The organism is Rhodobacter capsulatus SB 1003 (genome assembly GCF_000021865.1).
Taxonomy (GTDB): Bacteria; Pseudomonadota; Alphaproteobacteria; order Rhodobacterales; family Rhodobacteraceae; genus Rhodobacter; species Rhodobacter capsulatus_B.
In genome coordinates, this window is sequence record NC_014034.1 from 1 (window position 1) to 13,266 (window position 13,266).

The window sequence follows — 13,266 nt, forward strand, 5'->3', positions numbered from 1 at the left end:
GCAGGGGGGCGACAGATTCGATTTTGGGAAAGTGGGCGTCAAGCGCGAAGTTCGGTTGCAGAAGCCCTCGCCGCCTTGCTAGCGTCACGGGGCGATTCACGTCGTCTTGGGGGACAAGACGCATCCGAAGGTCGAAGCGGGGCCCTGTGCTGCCGCGCGATAAGAAGCCGTAAGCTTCGAGCTCAGGATGTGATCCGTTTCAAATGGGAGCAGATGCTCCGGTTTGGCAGGTGATGCCGACACCGGTTCTACCGGCTGTTCGGCATGTCTTCATTCCCGACCCCGCCGCAAGGCCGGGGGGTTAAGTGCTGTGTGGCAAGTGTCGGTACGAAACGCTGATGGAAAAAGACATGACGAACGAACTCTGGGGGCAGGTGTGCAATGAACTTCAAAGGACCGTCGGCCGGACCAATTTCAACACCTGGATCGCACCCCTGCAGCTGATCGAGCTGTCGGACGGCATCGTTTCGTTCGAAGCGCCGACGAAATTCATGTGCGACTGGGTTTCGCGCAATTATGGTGAACCGATCCTGCGCGAGCTGCGCAATTCCGGCATGGCGGTCGAACGGGTGGCGATCCGCGTGCCCGAGGGACGTCCGATGCCCGCGCCCGAAGCCCGGCCGATGCCGGAAAAGGCCCCTGCCCCGGCGCGCAAGGCCGCAAGGGTCAGCGAGGATCAGGACCTTCCCGGGGCGCCGCTGGATGCGCGCTTCACCTTTGACAGCTTCGTCGTCGGCAAGCCGAACGAGCTGGCCCATGCCGCCGCCCGCCGCGTCGCCGAGGGGGGGCCGGTGACCTTCAACCCGCTGTTCCTCTATGGCGGCGTCGGGCTGGGCAAGACCCACCTGATGCATGCGATCGCGCACGAGCTGCAGACCCAGCATGGCGAGCTGCGGGTGCTGTATCTCTCGGCCGAACAGTTCATGTATCGCTTCGTGCAGGCCCTGCGCGACCGGCAGATCATGGATTTCAAGGAGCTGTTCCGCTCGGTCGATGTGCTGATGGTCGATGACGTGCAATTCATCGCCGGCAAGGACAGCACGCAGGAAGAATTCTTCCATACGTTCAATGCCCTGGTTGATCAGGGCAAGCAGATCGTGATTTCCGCCGACCGCGCGCCGGGGGAAATCAAGGATCTCGAGGACCGGATCAAGAGCCGGTTGCAATGCGGTCTGGTCGTCGATCTGCATCCGACCGATTACGAGCTGCGTCTGGGCATCCTGCAGACCAAGACCGAGATTCATGCCGCCCGCAATCCGGGGCTTGTCGTGGCCTCGGGCGTGCTGGAATTCCTGGCGCATCGGATCACCACGAACGTGCGCGTGCTGGAAGGCGCGCTGACGCGGCTTTTCGCCTTTGCCTCGCTGGTCGGGCGGGAGATCACGCTCGATCTGGCACAGGAATGTCTGGCCGATATCCTGCGCGCCTCGGACCGCCGCGTGACGATCGAGGAGATCCAGCGCAAGGTGGCCGAGCATTACAATGTCCGGCTCTCGGACATGATCGGGCCGAAGCGGCTGCGCACCATCGCCCGGCCGCGGCAGGTGGCGATGTATCTGTCGAAGCACCTGACCACCCGCAGCTTGCCCGAAATCGGGCGGCGCTTTGGCGGGCGCGATCACACGACGATCATGCATGGCATCCGCAAGATCGACGAGCTGATGACGACTGATCGGCAACTGGCCGAGGATATCGGGCTGCTGAAGCGGCTGATGGAATCCTGAAACCCTTGACGCCCCGCGCAAAGCGGCGGAATGTCCGGAAAAATCTTGTTCCGGCGCGGCGGCATGTTACCTTGCCGCCCCCGGGAACCGGTGAGGAATGGATATGAAGATCAGCATCGAACGCGCCGCCCTGCTCAAGGCGGTGTCTCAGGCCCAGTCGGTTGTCGAGCGGCGCAACACGATTCCGATCCTGGCCAACGTGCTGATCGAGGCCGAGGGCTCGACCGTGTCCTTCCGCGCCACCGACCTTGACATCGAGGTGGTGGACAAGGCCCCGGCCCAGGTCGAACGCGCGGGGGCAACCACGGTTTCGGCGGTGATGCTGCACGAGATCGTGCGCAAGCTGCCCGACGGATCGCTGGTGCAGCTGTCGGACGACGCGGCGGCGGGGCGGCTTTCGGTGATGGCCGGGCGGTCAAGCTTCAATCTGGCGACCTTGCCGCGCGAGGATTTCCCGGTGATGGCTTCGTCCGAATATACCGCGAATTTCGCCGCCAAGGCGGGGGTGCTGAAACGGCTTTTCGACAAGTCGAAATTCGCGATCTCGACCGAGGAGACGCGCTATTACCTGAACGGCGTCTACATGCATGTGGCGACCGGCGAAGACGGCCCCGCCCTGCGCTGCGTCGCGACCGACGGGCACCGGCTGGCGCGGATCGACGCCGTGCTGCCCGAGGGGGCGAATGGCATGCCGGGCGTGATCGTGCCGCGCAAGACGGTGAACGAGCTGCGCAAGCTGCTGGACGATGACGAGGCGCAGATTGCGGTCTCGGTCAGCGAGACCAAGGTGCGCTTTGCGACGCCGGAAATCACCCTGACGTCCAAGGTGATTGACGGCACTTTCCCCGATTACACCCGCGTCATTCCGATGGGGAACACCCGGCGGCTGGAGGTCGATGCGGCCGAGTTTGCCAAGGCGGTGGACCGCGTGGCCACCGTGTCTTCGGAACGCTCGCGCGCGGTGAAGCTGAGCCTCGACGAGGACCGGCTGGTGCTCTCGGTCAATGCCCCGGATGCGGGCGCGGCCGAAGAGGAACTCGCCGTGGCTTACGGCGACGAGCGGCTGGAGATCGGCTTCAACGCGAAATATCTGCTGGAAATCGCAAGCCAGGTGGACCGCGAAAATGCGGTCTTCCTGTTCAACTCCTCGGGCGATCCGACGCTGATGCGCGAGGGGAACGATACTTCGGCGGTCTATGTCGTGATGCCGATGCGCGTGTGACGCGGGCAGCAAGGGCGTATTTGGACCAAGAAGAAACGGGGCCGCGATGCTGCGGGATCTGACGCTTTTGCAGTTCCGCTCGCATCGGCGTGCGGTTCTGGCGCTGGATGCGCGGCCGGTCGCGCTTTACGGGCCGAACGGCGCGGGCAAGACCTCGGTGCTGGAGGCGGTGTCGCTCTTGTCCCCCGGGCGGGGGCTGCGCCGCGCCTCGGCCGAGGAGCTGATCCGGCGGCAGGAACAGGTCGGCTGGAAGATCCGCGCGACGCTGACGGATTATGAAGTGGAAACCTCGGCCCTGCCCGGTGCCTCGCGCGAGGTGCTGATCGACGGCAAGGCCGCCGCGCAGGTCGCCTTGGGGCGGTTGTTGCGGGTGTTGTGGCTGGTGCCCGCGATGGACCGGCTCTGGATCGAGGCGGCCGAGGGGCGGCGGCGGTTTCTGGACCGGATGACGCTCTCGTTCTTTCCCACCCATGCCGAAGCCGTGCTGGCCTATGAAAAGGCGATGCGCGAACGCAACCGGCTGTTGAAGGACGAGATCCGCGATGCCGCCTGGTATGGCGCGCTGGAGACCCGGATGGCCGAGGCAGGCGCCCTGATGACCGCGCATCGGCGGCAGGCCTTGGCGCAGCTGGCAACAGCGCAGGCGGGGGCGGCGACGGCCTTTCCGGCGGCCGATCTGGGTCTGACGGCCGAGGGGCCCGAGGATCTGGCCACGGCGCTGGCCGAGGGGCGGCGCCGCGACATGGCGGCCGGGCGGACGCTGGAGGGTCCGCATCGGGTCGATCTGACGGCAGTCTACGCGGAAAAGGCGATCCCGGCCGATCAATGCTCGACCGGCGAGCAAAAGGCGCTTCTGATTTCGCTTCTGCTGGCCAATGCCCGGGCGCTGGCCGGGGAAAATACCGTGCTGCTTCTGGACGAGGTCGCCGCGCATCTCGATGCCGGGCGGCGGGCGGCGCTTTATGACGAAATCTGCGCCCTGCCCGCGCAGGTGCTGATGACCGGCACCGGAGCCGAGCTTTTCGACAGCTTGGGCGAGCGGGGCCGTTATTGGCAGGTGACCGAGGTCGCGGGAACCTCGGAACTGGTGGAAAGCCGCCCCTGAAACGCTGAATATTGTGCCCAAGGCGTGACATTGCCTGGCCGAAACTCTATAAGTCCGCAACGAAAAGCAGGATAGGCGCGGATGACCGAAACCCCGAAGAACAAAGCCGAATATGGCGCGGAGTCGATCAAGGTCCTGAAGGGCCTCGAAGCGGTGCGCAAACGCCCCGGCATGTATATCGGCGACACCGACGACGGCTCGGGCCTGCATCACATGGTCTATGAGGTCGTCGACAACGGCATCGACGAGGCCCTGGCGGGCCATGCGAATTACGTTGCGGTGAAGATCCACGCCGACAGCTCGGTTTCGGTGCGCGACAACGGCCGCGGCATCCCGGTCGACATCCACCCCGAAGAGGGTGTCTCGGCGGCCGAGGTCATCATGACCCAGCTGCATGCGGGCGGCAAATTCAACAACACCGACGAGGGCGGCAACGCCTACAAGGTCTCGGGCGGGTTGCACGGCGTCGGCGTTTCGGTGGTGAACGCGCTCTCGGACTGGCTGGAGCTGAAGGTCTGGCGCAATGACAAGGTCTATTTCGCCCGGTTCGAAAAGGGCGATTGCGTGGTTCATGTCCACGAGATCGGCGAGGCCCCGGGCGAAAAGGGCACCGAGGTCCGGTTCATGGCGTCGGCCAAGACCACCGACCCCGAGGGGACGTTCTCGAACCTCGATTACGTCTTCAAGACGCTGGAAACCCGGCTGCGGGAACTGGCCTTCCTGAATTCCGGCGTGCGGATCATTCTGGAAGATGAACGCCCCGCGGAACCGCTGCGCAGCGAGCTGCATTACGAGGGCGGCGTTCGGGAATTCGTCAAATACCTCGACCGGTCGAAAACCGCGGTGATGCCCGATCCGATCTACATGGTCGGCGAGGTCCGCGGCATCGGTGTCGAAGTGGCGATGTGGTGGAATGACAGCTATCACGAGACCGTGCTGCCCTTCACCAACAACATCCCGCAGCGCGATGGCGGCACCCATCTGGCGGGCTTTCGCGGCGCGCTGACCCGGACGATCACCAAATATGCGCAAGACAGCGGCATCGCGAAGCGGGAAAAGATCGATTTCACCGGCGATGACGCCCGCGAAGGCCTGACCTGCGTTCTGTCGGTCAAGGTGCCCGATCCGAAATTCTCCAGCCAGACCAAGGACAAGCTGGTCTCCTCCGAGGTCCGTCCGGCGGTCGAGAATCTGGTGAACGAGAAGCTTGCGGAATGGTTCGAGGAGCACCCGACCGAAGCCAAGGGCATCGTCGGCAAGATCATCGAAGCCGCGCTGGCCCGCGAAGCCGCCCGCAAGGCCCGCGAACTGACCCGGCGCAAGACCGCGATGGATGTGGCCTCCCTGCCCGGCAAGCTGGCCGATTGTCAGGAAAAGGACCCCGCGCTGAGCGAAGTCTTCCTGGTCGAAGGGGATTCGGCCGGTGGCTCGGCCAAGCAGGGACGCGAGCGGAAGAACCAGGCCGTGCTGCCCCTGCGCGGCAAGATCCTGAACGTGGAACGGGCGCGGTTCGACCGGATGCTGTCCTCGGACCAGATCGGCACGCTGATCACCGCGCTTGGGACGGGCATCGGTCGCGACGAGTTCAACATCGCGAAGCTGCGCTACCACAAGATCGTCATCATGACCGATGCCGACGTCGACGGCGCCCATATCCGCACGCTGCTTCTGACCTTCTTCTTCCGGCAGATGCCGGAGCTGATCGAGCATGGCTATCTTTATATCGCGCAGCCGCCGCTTTACAAAGTCGCCCGCGGCAAATCCGAGGTTTACCTGAAGGATCAGGCCGCCTTGGAAGATTACCTTGTGCATCAAGGGGTTGAAGGGGCGATTCTGCGGCTGGGCGACGGCACCGACATCATCGGCGCCGATCTGACCCGTCTGGTCGAGGAAGCGCGGCAGGTGCGGCGCATCCTGCAGGCCTTCCCGACGCATTATCCGCAACGCATCCTGGAACAGGCGGCGATTGCCGGGGCGCTGCTGCCCGGCCGGATCGATGCCGATGCGCAGGGCGTGGCCGATGAACTTTCGGCGCGGCTCGATCTGATCGCGCTCGAATATGAACGCGGCTGGATGGGGCGGCCGACGCAGGATCACGGGCTGCGGATGTCGCGCATCCTGCGCGGCGTCGAAGAGGTGCGCACGCTCGATGGCCCGGTGCTGCGCTCTGGCGAGGCGCGGCGGCTGTCGCAATTCACCACCAGCCTGCAGGAAAGCTATCGCGCCCCCGCCCGGCTGATCCGCAAGGACCGCGAGCAGTTCATCCATGGCCCGCTCGATCTTTTGACGGCGATCCTGCAGGAGGGCGAAAAGGGCCTGACGCTGCAGCGCTACAAGGGGCTGGGCGAGATGAACCCGGAACAGCTGTGGGAAACCACGCTTGATCCCGCGGCGCGGACGCTGTTGCAGGTGCGCGTCGATGACGTGGCCGAGGCCGAGGACATCTTCTCGAAACTGATGGGCGATGTGGTGGAACCGCGGCGCGAATTCATCCAGCAAAACGCGCTGAGCGTGGAAAACCTCGATTTCTGAGGCCCCTCCGGGCCGCGACGCAAGGGGATTATCATGACCGAGAGCGACCGGACCGACGCGACCCTCGGCGGGATCGAAGGGCATCTGCCCGACCCCGCGGATCCGCGGCTTCTGCGCGATGCGCTGGGCCGCTTTGCCACCGGGGTGGCGCTGGTCACCGCCTGCGACGCCGATGACGGCAGTCCGATCGCGATTGTCGTCAATTCCTTTGCCTCGGTCTCGCTCGATCCGCCGCTGGTGCTCTGGTCGGTGGCCTGCAGTTCGATGCGGCACCGGCATTTCACCGCCGCGCCCGCCTTTGCCATCCATGTCCTGACCGAGGCGCAGCGCGATCTGACCGCGCGGTTCTCGCGCTCGGGTCCCGGTTTCGAGGGGCTGGCGCTTGCCCGCAACGACGCGGGCGTTCCGGTTCTGGCCGGGTCGCTGGCCCGATTCGACTGCGTGACCGAAGCGACCTACCCGGGCGGCGACCACACCATCATCCTCGGCCGCGTCACCCGGTTCGATTTGCGGCGCGAGGGCGGGCCCCTGTGCTTCTTCGGGGGTGCCTTTGGCGGTTTCGCCGCGCGGGGGTGACCCGAAATTCCCAATGATTGCTTGCGATTTTATCCGTTAAGCCGGCTTTAAGCGGCTTCGGCTATCTCTGGTTCCGGGTGAAATAGAGGTGGTGGGATATGGGCGCACACGATGGTGTCGCACCAGTCATCATCAAGCGCAAGAAGGTCGTCGGGGGCGGCGGGCACCACGGTGGGGCGTGGAAAGTTGCCTATGCCGACTTCGTCACAGCCATGATGGCCTTCTTTCTGCTGATGTGGCTGCTGAACGCGACAACGGAAAAGCAACGCAAGGGAATCGCGGATTACTTCAACCCGACGATTCCGATCAACCGGATCTCGGGTGGCGGCGAGGGTGCCTTCGGCGGCGATTCCGTCTTCTCCGAGGATCAGGTCGCGCAAAATGGCACCGGGGCTTCGGGGCAGATGCCGACCGAAGAACGGCAGGCCCGCGGCGACAGCGGCGCCGCCAAGGAGGAACAGAAGCAGGATCAGGCCGAATTCGACCGGATGGCGAAGGAGATCGAAAAGGCGCTCTCGGCGACCTCCGGCGAATCGATGGTCAGCGAACAGCTGGCCCGCCACATCGTCACCAAGGTGACGGACGAGGGCTTGATCGTCGAATTCTTCGATCTGGAAGACGAGCCGCTTTTCAGGCCCGATACCGCCGAGCCCGAACCGATTCTGGGCGAGATCGCGGGAATGCTGACGCGGGTCTTCGGCCTGACGAAGAACAATGTCGCGATCAACGGCCACACGCGGTCCTATCCCTCGATGCTGCGCACGAATCCGGTCTGGGATCTGTCCTCGGAACGGGCGCAAAGGATGAGAATCCTTATGGAAACCGCGGGGTTCGATGCGGCGCGGCTGCAACGGGTCTCGGGTTTTGCCGATCGCAAGCCGGCCGTCGAAACGCGGATGTCGGTGCGCAACAACCGGCTTGAACTGATCTTGTTGCGCAACGGACGCTGATCCGGGCGAAGAAGAAATCGGACGCATTTTACGCGTTAGTCCGATCTTAACGGCGATTGCGGCAAGGTGGCTTCAATCACGGGACGCAGCAGCAGAAAGGCGCTTACATGTCCATTTCTTCTTCGCTCAACGCGGGTGTGGCAGGCCTTGCAGCCAACGCGACGCGCTTGGCAACGATTTCCGACAACATCGCCAACTCGGGCACTTACGGTTACAAGCGGGCGACGGCGGATTTCGAAAGCATGGTCCTGACCCAGGCGCGCAGCTCGGGCACCTATTCGGCCGGGGGCGTGCGCGCCTCCTCGGGGCGCCTGATCGACCAGCGCGGCTCGCTGATCGGCACATCGAATGCGATGGACATCGCGATTTCGGGCCGCGGCTTCCTGCCTGTCGCCAATACCTCCGCCCTGGCGAACGGGCTGGGCGACCAGCCGTTGACGATGACCTCGACCGGATCGTTCCACACCGACAAGGACGGCGTGCTGCGCACCGACTCGGGTCTGGTCCTGCTCGGCTGGGCGGCGCTGGCCGATGGCACGATCCCGGTGAACGCCCGCGACACCGTCACCGGCCTGCAACCGGTCGTGATCAATGCCAACCAGACCGCGGGCGACCCGACGACGGTGATGAACTGGGGCATCAACCTGCCCGCCAGCGAAACCGCGGACACCGCAGGCGGCGAGACGCTGACCTCTTCGATCGAATATTTTGGCAACCTCGGCAATTCGAACACGCTGCAGGTTTCCTTCACGCCGACCATCCCGGCGGCGGGCGATCCGGATTCGAACCAGTGGACGATGACGATCCGCGACTCGGCGACCACCACCGATCCCTATGGCCTCGGGGTCGGCGTCGTCGGGCAATACACGCTCGACTTCGACAACACCGGCACGAATGGCGGCACGCTGAGCAACGTCACCACCATCCAGGGCCCGGCCTGGGATTCGACCGAAGGCACGCTGAACTTCACCGACGCCTCGGGCTTCGCGCTGGCCGACGGTCTGCAGGACATCACCATCACCATCGGCAAACAGGGCGACACCAACGGTCTGACCCAGCTTGCCAGCGATTTCGCGCCGACCTCGATCAACAAGGACGGCTCGCCGGTGGGGAACCTGACCTCGGTCGAGATCGACGAGAACGGCTTCATCAAGGCGACTTACGACACCGGCTTCATCCGCACCGTCTATCAGGTGCCGCTGGTCGACGTGTCAAACATCAACGGGCTGACGGCACTCGACAACCAGACCTTCCAGGTCTCGTCCACCTCGGGCTCGTTCTATCTCTGGGACGCCGGTGACGGTCCGACCGGCGCGGTCGAGGGCTATGCCCGCGAAGGTTCGGCGGTCGACGTGGCGCAGGAACTGACCAACCTGATCCAGACCCAACGGGCCTATTCGTCGAATGCGAAGGTCATCCAGACCGTCGACGAGATGCTGCAGGAGACGACGAACATCAAGCGCTGAGCGTGATGTTCCCTTCAGGAGGAGATGACCCATGAGCATCGCAAGTGCCTTCAACTTCGCCATTTCGGGGCTGACGGCGTCGTCCCGGAAAGCCGAGGTCGTCTCTTCCAACATCGCGAATGCGATGACGGAGGGTTACGCCCGTCGGGAACTCTCCATCGCGTCGCAGACGCTGGGCGGGACCGGCGGCGGGGTTCGCATCCTCGGCGTCAACAGGATCGTGAATCAGGTGGTGCAGCAGGATCTGCTGCTGATGGATTCCGCCGCGGCGAACACCACCGCCAAGGCGGATTTCTACAACCGTCTCGAAACCCAGATCGGTGACCCGGAAACCGCCGGGTCACTCTCTGCCACGATGTCGGATTTCGAAAGCGCCCTGCTCACGGCGGCCAGCATGCCCGACAGCACGGCCCGGCTCACGACGGCGGTCCGGGCCGCGTCGACCGTGGCGGACAAGCTGAACAGCATCTCCGAGGATCTGCAGGCCGCCCGGCTGACGGCCGACAAGTCGATCGCCAAGCAGGTGCGGACGCTGAACGAAACCCTGGTGCAGCTGCAGGAGATGAACCGGACGATCACCACGCAGATCTCGATCGGCAACGATGCCGCCGGTCTGATGGACGAACGGCAGTCGCTGGTGAACCAGATCGCCGAGATCGTCCCGCTTCGGGTCGTGCAGCGCGAAAACAACCAGATCGCCCTGTTCACCACCGGCGGGGCCATCCTGCTGGACGGTTCGGCCGCAACGATCGGATTCGATGGCGCAGGCGTGATGGCGCCCCATCTGACTCTCGATTCGGGGGCGCTCTCCGGGCTCACGATCAATGGCTATCCCACCTCCACCAAGGACGACGGCCCGCTGGGCGGGGGCACGCTGGGCGCGGCCTTCGCCGTGCGCGACGAACTCGCCCCCGAAGCGCAGAGCCAGCTGGACGCTTTCGCCCGCGATCTGATGACCCGGTTCGAGGATCCGAGCGTCGACACCACCCTGTCGGCGGGGGATCCCGGCCTGTTCACCGATGCGGGCAGCGCCTTCGACGCCAGCACCGAAGTCGGGCTGGCCGGGCGGATCCGGATGAACGCGATCGTCGATCCCGAGCAGGGCGGATCGTCCTGGCATCTGCGGGACGGGCTGATGGCCGCGGCCCCCGGGGCGGTCAGCGACGGCACGATCCTGAATGCGCTCTCGGCCGCGCTGACCCGCGAATCCGCACCGGCTTCGGGCAATTACGGCTCTGCGCTGCGCAGCGCCTCGGGGCTTGCCGCGGAATTGCTGTCTTTCGCCTCCTCGGGGCGGCAGTCGGCAGAGCTGACCCAAGGCTATGCCACCGCACGTCACGAAGCCCTGACCGAGATGTCGCTCGCCGACGGCGTGGACACGGATTACGAGATGCAAAGCCTGCTCGTCATCGAAAAGGCCTATGCCGCCAATGCGAAGGTCGTTCAGACCATCGATGCCATGCTGCAGGAACTTCTGGATATCTGACATGAAATACATCTCCGTCGGTGACATGTCGCAGACCTATCTGATGCGGCGTCACAATGTTCAGCTGAAGACGACGATGTCGCGGCTCTCGGAAGAGGTCGTCACCGGCATCAGCCAGGATCTGGGCACCAAGGTCGGCGGCGATTTCACCGCGCTGGCCGCCATCGACCGGTCGATGGTGCGCGGCGAAGCCTACAAGCAGGTGGCCGCGGAAACCGATCTTCTGGCCGGCACGCAGCAGGATGCGCTGGAAACGATCCAGGGCCATGCCCAGGCGATCGGCGCGACGCTCATTTCGGCCTCCTTCGCCTCGTCGTACAACATGATCGAGTCCGGGGCGCAGAATGCCGAGCAACGGTTCGAAGCGGTGGTCGACGCGCTGAACGTCAATGTCGCCGGGCGCTACGCCTTTTCGGGAACGACCACCGACACGAAACCGGTGGCCTCGGCAGATACGATCATCAGCAGCCTCGAGGCGGTGGTGAGCGGCATGACCGTCGCCGCCGATATCATCGCCGCCGTCGACGACTGGTTCGACGCCGCCGCGGGCGGGGGCGGTTTCCTGGATCAGGGCTATCTTGGCAGCGCAAACAGCCTGTCGCCGGTGCGCCTGTCGGAAACCGACAGCGCGCAGCTGACCATCACTGCGGGCGATTCCTCGATCCGCAACATGCTCAAGGGCTTTGCCCTCGGCACCCTGGTCGCCCGCGATCTGGTGCCCGACAATATCGAGACCCGCGCGCTGCTGATCCGCACGGCGGGGGATCGCATCACCTCGGCCGAGGGCGAGATGACCACGCTGCGCGCTGGGCTGGGCACGGTCGAGGCGATCATCTCGGATGCGCAGACCCGCAATTCCGCGCAGGTGACCGCGCTCGAAATCGCGCGCAAGGAACTGATCGGCGTCGACGAATACGAGACGGCGACGGCACTGGAAGCCACGCAATCGCAGCTGGAAACGCTTTACACGCTGACCTCGCGGCTGACGCAACTCTCTCTGACGGATTACCTGCGATGAAACTTCTGGCCCTTGTGCTGCTGCTGCTGCTGCCGTCCCTGAGCCTTGCGGCCCCGATCCGGATCAAGGATCTGGTCGAATTCGATGGCGTGCGCGGCAACGACCTTGTCGGCTACGGGCTCGTGGTCGGTCTGAACGGAACCGGCGACGGGATCCGCAACGCGCCCTTCACCGAAGAAATCATGGCCAATATCCTCGAACGGCTTGGCGTTAACGTTAGCGGCGAGCAATTCCGGCCGAAGAACGTCGCTGCGGTGATGGTGACGGCCGCGCTGCCGCCCTTTGCCCGGGCAGGGTCGAAGATCGATGTCACGGTCTCGGCGATCGGCGATGCCAAGAGCCTGCTTGGCGGCACGCTGATCATGACGCCCCTGAACGCGGCGGACGGGGAAATCTATGCGGTGGCGCAAGGGGCTGTGATCGCCGGCGGCGTCTCGGCGCAGGGGCAGGCCGCCTCGGTCGTGCAGGGGGTTCCGACCTCGGGCACGATCCCCTCGGGCGCCCATGTCGAACGCGAGATCGGCTTCGAGCTCGACAGCCTCTCGGATGTCCGTCTGGCGCTGCGCACGCCCGATTTCACCACCGCGGCGCGGATCGAAAAGGCGATCAATCGCGAATTCGGGTCGCGCATCGCCGCGATGGAGGATTCGGGCACCGTCTCGGTCAGCATCGCCAATGCCAACATGCGCTCGGCCGCGCATGTGCTGGAACGGCTCGAGAACCTGACCGTCGAGCCCGAGCAGCGCGCCCGGGTCGTGGTGGATCAGCGCTCCGGCACCATCGTCATGGGCGAGGATGTGCGGATTTCCCGCGTCGCGGTCAGCCAGGGGAACCTGACGCTGCGCGTGCAGGAAGCGCCGATCGCCGTGCAACCGAACCCCTTCGCCCGCGGCGAGACCGTCGTCGTTCCGCGCACCGAAGCCTCGATCGAGGAAGGCGCGGGGCTCAAGATGGCCGAGGTCGGGGAAACCAGCTCGCTTTCCGATGTGGTCGCCGGGCTGAATGCGCTGGGGGTCAGCCCGCGCGACATGATCGACATCCTGAAAAGCATCAATGCCGCCGGGGCCCTGCACGCGGAATTCGTGGTCAACTGATCGCTGCAGCCGCTTCCTGCCCGAACGCGTCGCTTGCGGCGCGTTCTTGGCTTTTTGCCACCGGGGGGCCGACCGGGCTTTCGTTTCCAGGTT

The 13,266-nt window shown here is 64.8% G+C and carries 10 protein-coding genes; all 10 read left to right on the plus strand.

All coding sequences use genetic code 11. The features are described 5' to 3' along the window. Positions 1-350: 350 nt before the first annotated feature. Positions 351-1,724: a chromosomal replication initiator protein DnaA gene (gene dnaA / locus RCAP_RS00005; protein ID WP_013065748.1), complete on the plus strand. Its 1,374-nt coding sequence runs from the start codon at positions 351-353 to the stop codon at positions 1,722-1,724. Positions 1,725-1,827: 103 nt separating this feature from the next. Further along, positions 1,828-2,946: a DNA polymerase III subunit beta gene (dnaN, locus tag RCAP_RS00010; RefSeq protein ID WP_013065749.1), complete on the plus strand. Its 1,119-nt coding sequence runs from the start codon at positions 1,828-1,830 to the stop codon at positions 2,944-2,946. A 46-nt stretch (positions 2,947-2,992) separates the two neighbouring features. Next, positions 2,993-4,051 carry a DNA replication/repair protein RecF gene (gene recF / locus RCAP_RS00015; protein ID WP_013065750.1) on the plus strand — a complete coding sequence of 353 codons (1,059 nt, stop codon included), beginning with the start codon at positions 2,993-2,995 and terminating at the stop codon, positions 4,049-4,051. An 81-nt stretch (positions 4,052-4,132) separates the two neighbouring features. After that, positions 4,133-6,583, plus strand: a complete 2,451-nt coding sequence (gene gyrB / locus RCAP_RS00020; RefSeq protein ID WP_013065751.1) for a DNA topoisomerase (ATP-hydrolyzing) subunit B — start codon at positions 4,133-4,135, stop codon at positions 6,581-6,583. A gap of 33 nt (positions 6,584-6,616) precedes the next feature. Continuing rightward, positions 6,617-7,159 (plus strand): flavin reductase family protein, encoded by a 543-nt coding sequence (locus tag RCAP_RS00025; RefSeq protein WP_013065752.1) that lies wholly within the window; start codon positions 6,617-6,619, stop codon positions 7,157-7,159. 98 nt (positions 7,160-7,257) lie between these two features. Further along, positions 7,258-8,109: a flagellar motor protein MotB gene (locus tag RCAP_RS00030; protein WP_013065753.1), complete on the plus strand. Its 852-nt coding sequence runs from the start codon at positions 7,258-7,260 to the stop codon at positions 8,107-8,109. A 107-nt stretch (positions 8,110-8,216) separates the two neighbouring features. Continuing rightward, complete coding sequence (locus RCAP_RS00035; protein WP_013065754.1) at positions 8,217-9,575, plus strand: flagellar hook protein FlgE; 1,359 nt, start codon at positions 8,217-8,219, stop codon at positions 9,573-9,575. Between the two features lie 31 nt (positions 9,576-9,606). Continuing rightward, positions 9,607-11,061 (plus strand): flagellar hook-associated protein FlgK, encoded by a 1,455-nt coding sequence (gene flgK, locus RCAP_RS00040; RefSeq protein WP_013065755.1) that lies wholly within the window; start codon positions 9,607-9,609, stop codon positions 11,059-11,061. Between the two features lies 1 nt (position 11,062). Continuing rightward, positions 11,063-12,079: a flagellin gene (locus RCAP_RS00045; RefSeq protein WP_013065756.1), complete on the plus strand. Its 1,017-nt coding sequence runs from the start codon at positions 11,063-11,065 to the stop codon at positions 12,077-12,079. Then, on the plus strand, positions 12,076-13,173 hold the full coding sequence (locus RCAP_RS00050; protein WP_013065757.1) for a flagellar basal body P-ring protein FlgI: 1,098 nt from the start codon (positions 12,076-12,078) through the stop codon (positions 13,171-13,173). The genes RCAP_RS00045 and RCAP_RS00050 overlap by 4 nt, the downstream gene beginning before the upstream one ends. Positions 13,174-13,266 lie beyond the last annotated feature (93 nt).

What these genes read in the sequence shown, in the direction of transcription:
- dnaA (WP_013065748.1), top strand. Translation starts at nt 351, where the DNA reads ATGACGAACGAACTCTGGGGGCAGGTGTGCAATGAACTTCAAAGGACC.
- dnaN (WP_013065749.1), top strand. Translation starts at nt 1,828, where the DNA reads ATGAAGATCAGCATCGAACGCGCCGCCCTGCTCAAGGCGGTGTCTCAG.
- recF (WP_013065750.1), top strand. Translation starts at nt 2,993, where the DNA reads ATGCTGCGGGATCTGACGCTTTTGCAGTTCCGCTCGCATCGGCGTGCG.
- gyrB (WP_013065751.1), top strand. Translation starts at nt 4,133, where the DNA reads ATGACCGAAACCCCGAAGAACAAAGCCGAATATGGCGCGGAGTCGATC.
- RCAP_RS00025 (WP_013065752.1), top strand. Translation starts at nt 6,617, where the DNA reads ATGACCGAGAGCGACCGGACCGACGCGACCCTCGGCGGGATCGAAGGG.
- RCAP_RS00030 (WP_013065753.1), top strand. Translation starts at nt 7,258, where the DNA reads ATGGGCGCACACGATGGTGTCGCACCAGTCATCATCAAGCGCAAGAAG.
- RCAP_RS00035 (WP_013065754.1), top strand. Translation starts at nt 8,217, where the DNA reads ATGTCCATTTCTTCTTCGCTCAACGCGGGTGTGGCAGGCCTTGCAGCC.
- flgK (WP_013065755.1), top strand. Translation starts at nt 9,607, where the DNA reads ATGAGCATCGCAAGTGCCTTCAACTTCGCCATTTCGGGGCTGACGGCG.
- RCAP_RS00045 (WP_013065756.1), top strand. Translation starts at nt 11,063, where the DNA reads ATGAAATACATCTCCGTCGGTGACATGTCGCAGACCTATCTGATGCGG.
- RCAP_RS00050 (WP_013065757.1), top strand. Translation starts at nt 12,076, where the DNA reads ATGAAACTTCTGGCCCTTGTGCTGCTGCTGCTGCTGCCGTCCCTGAGC.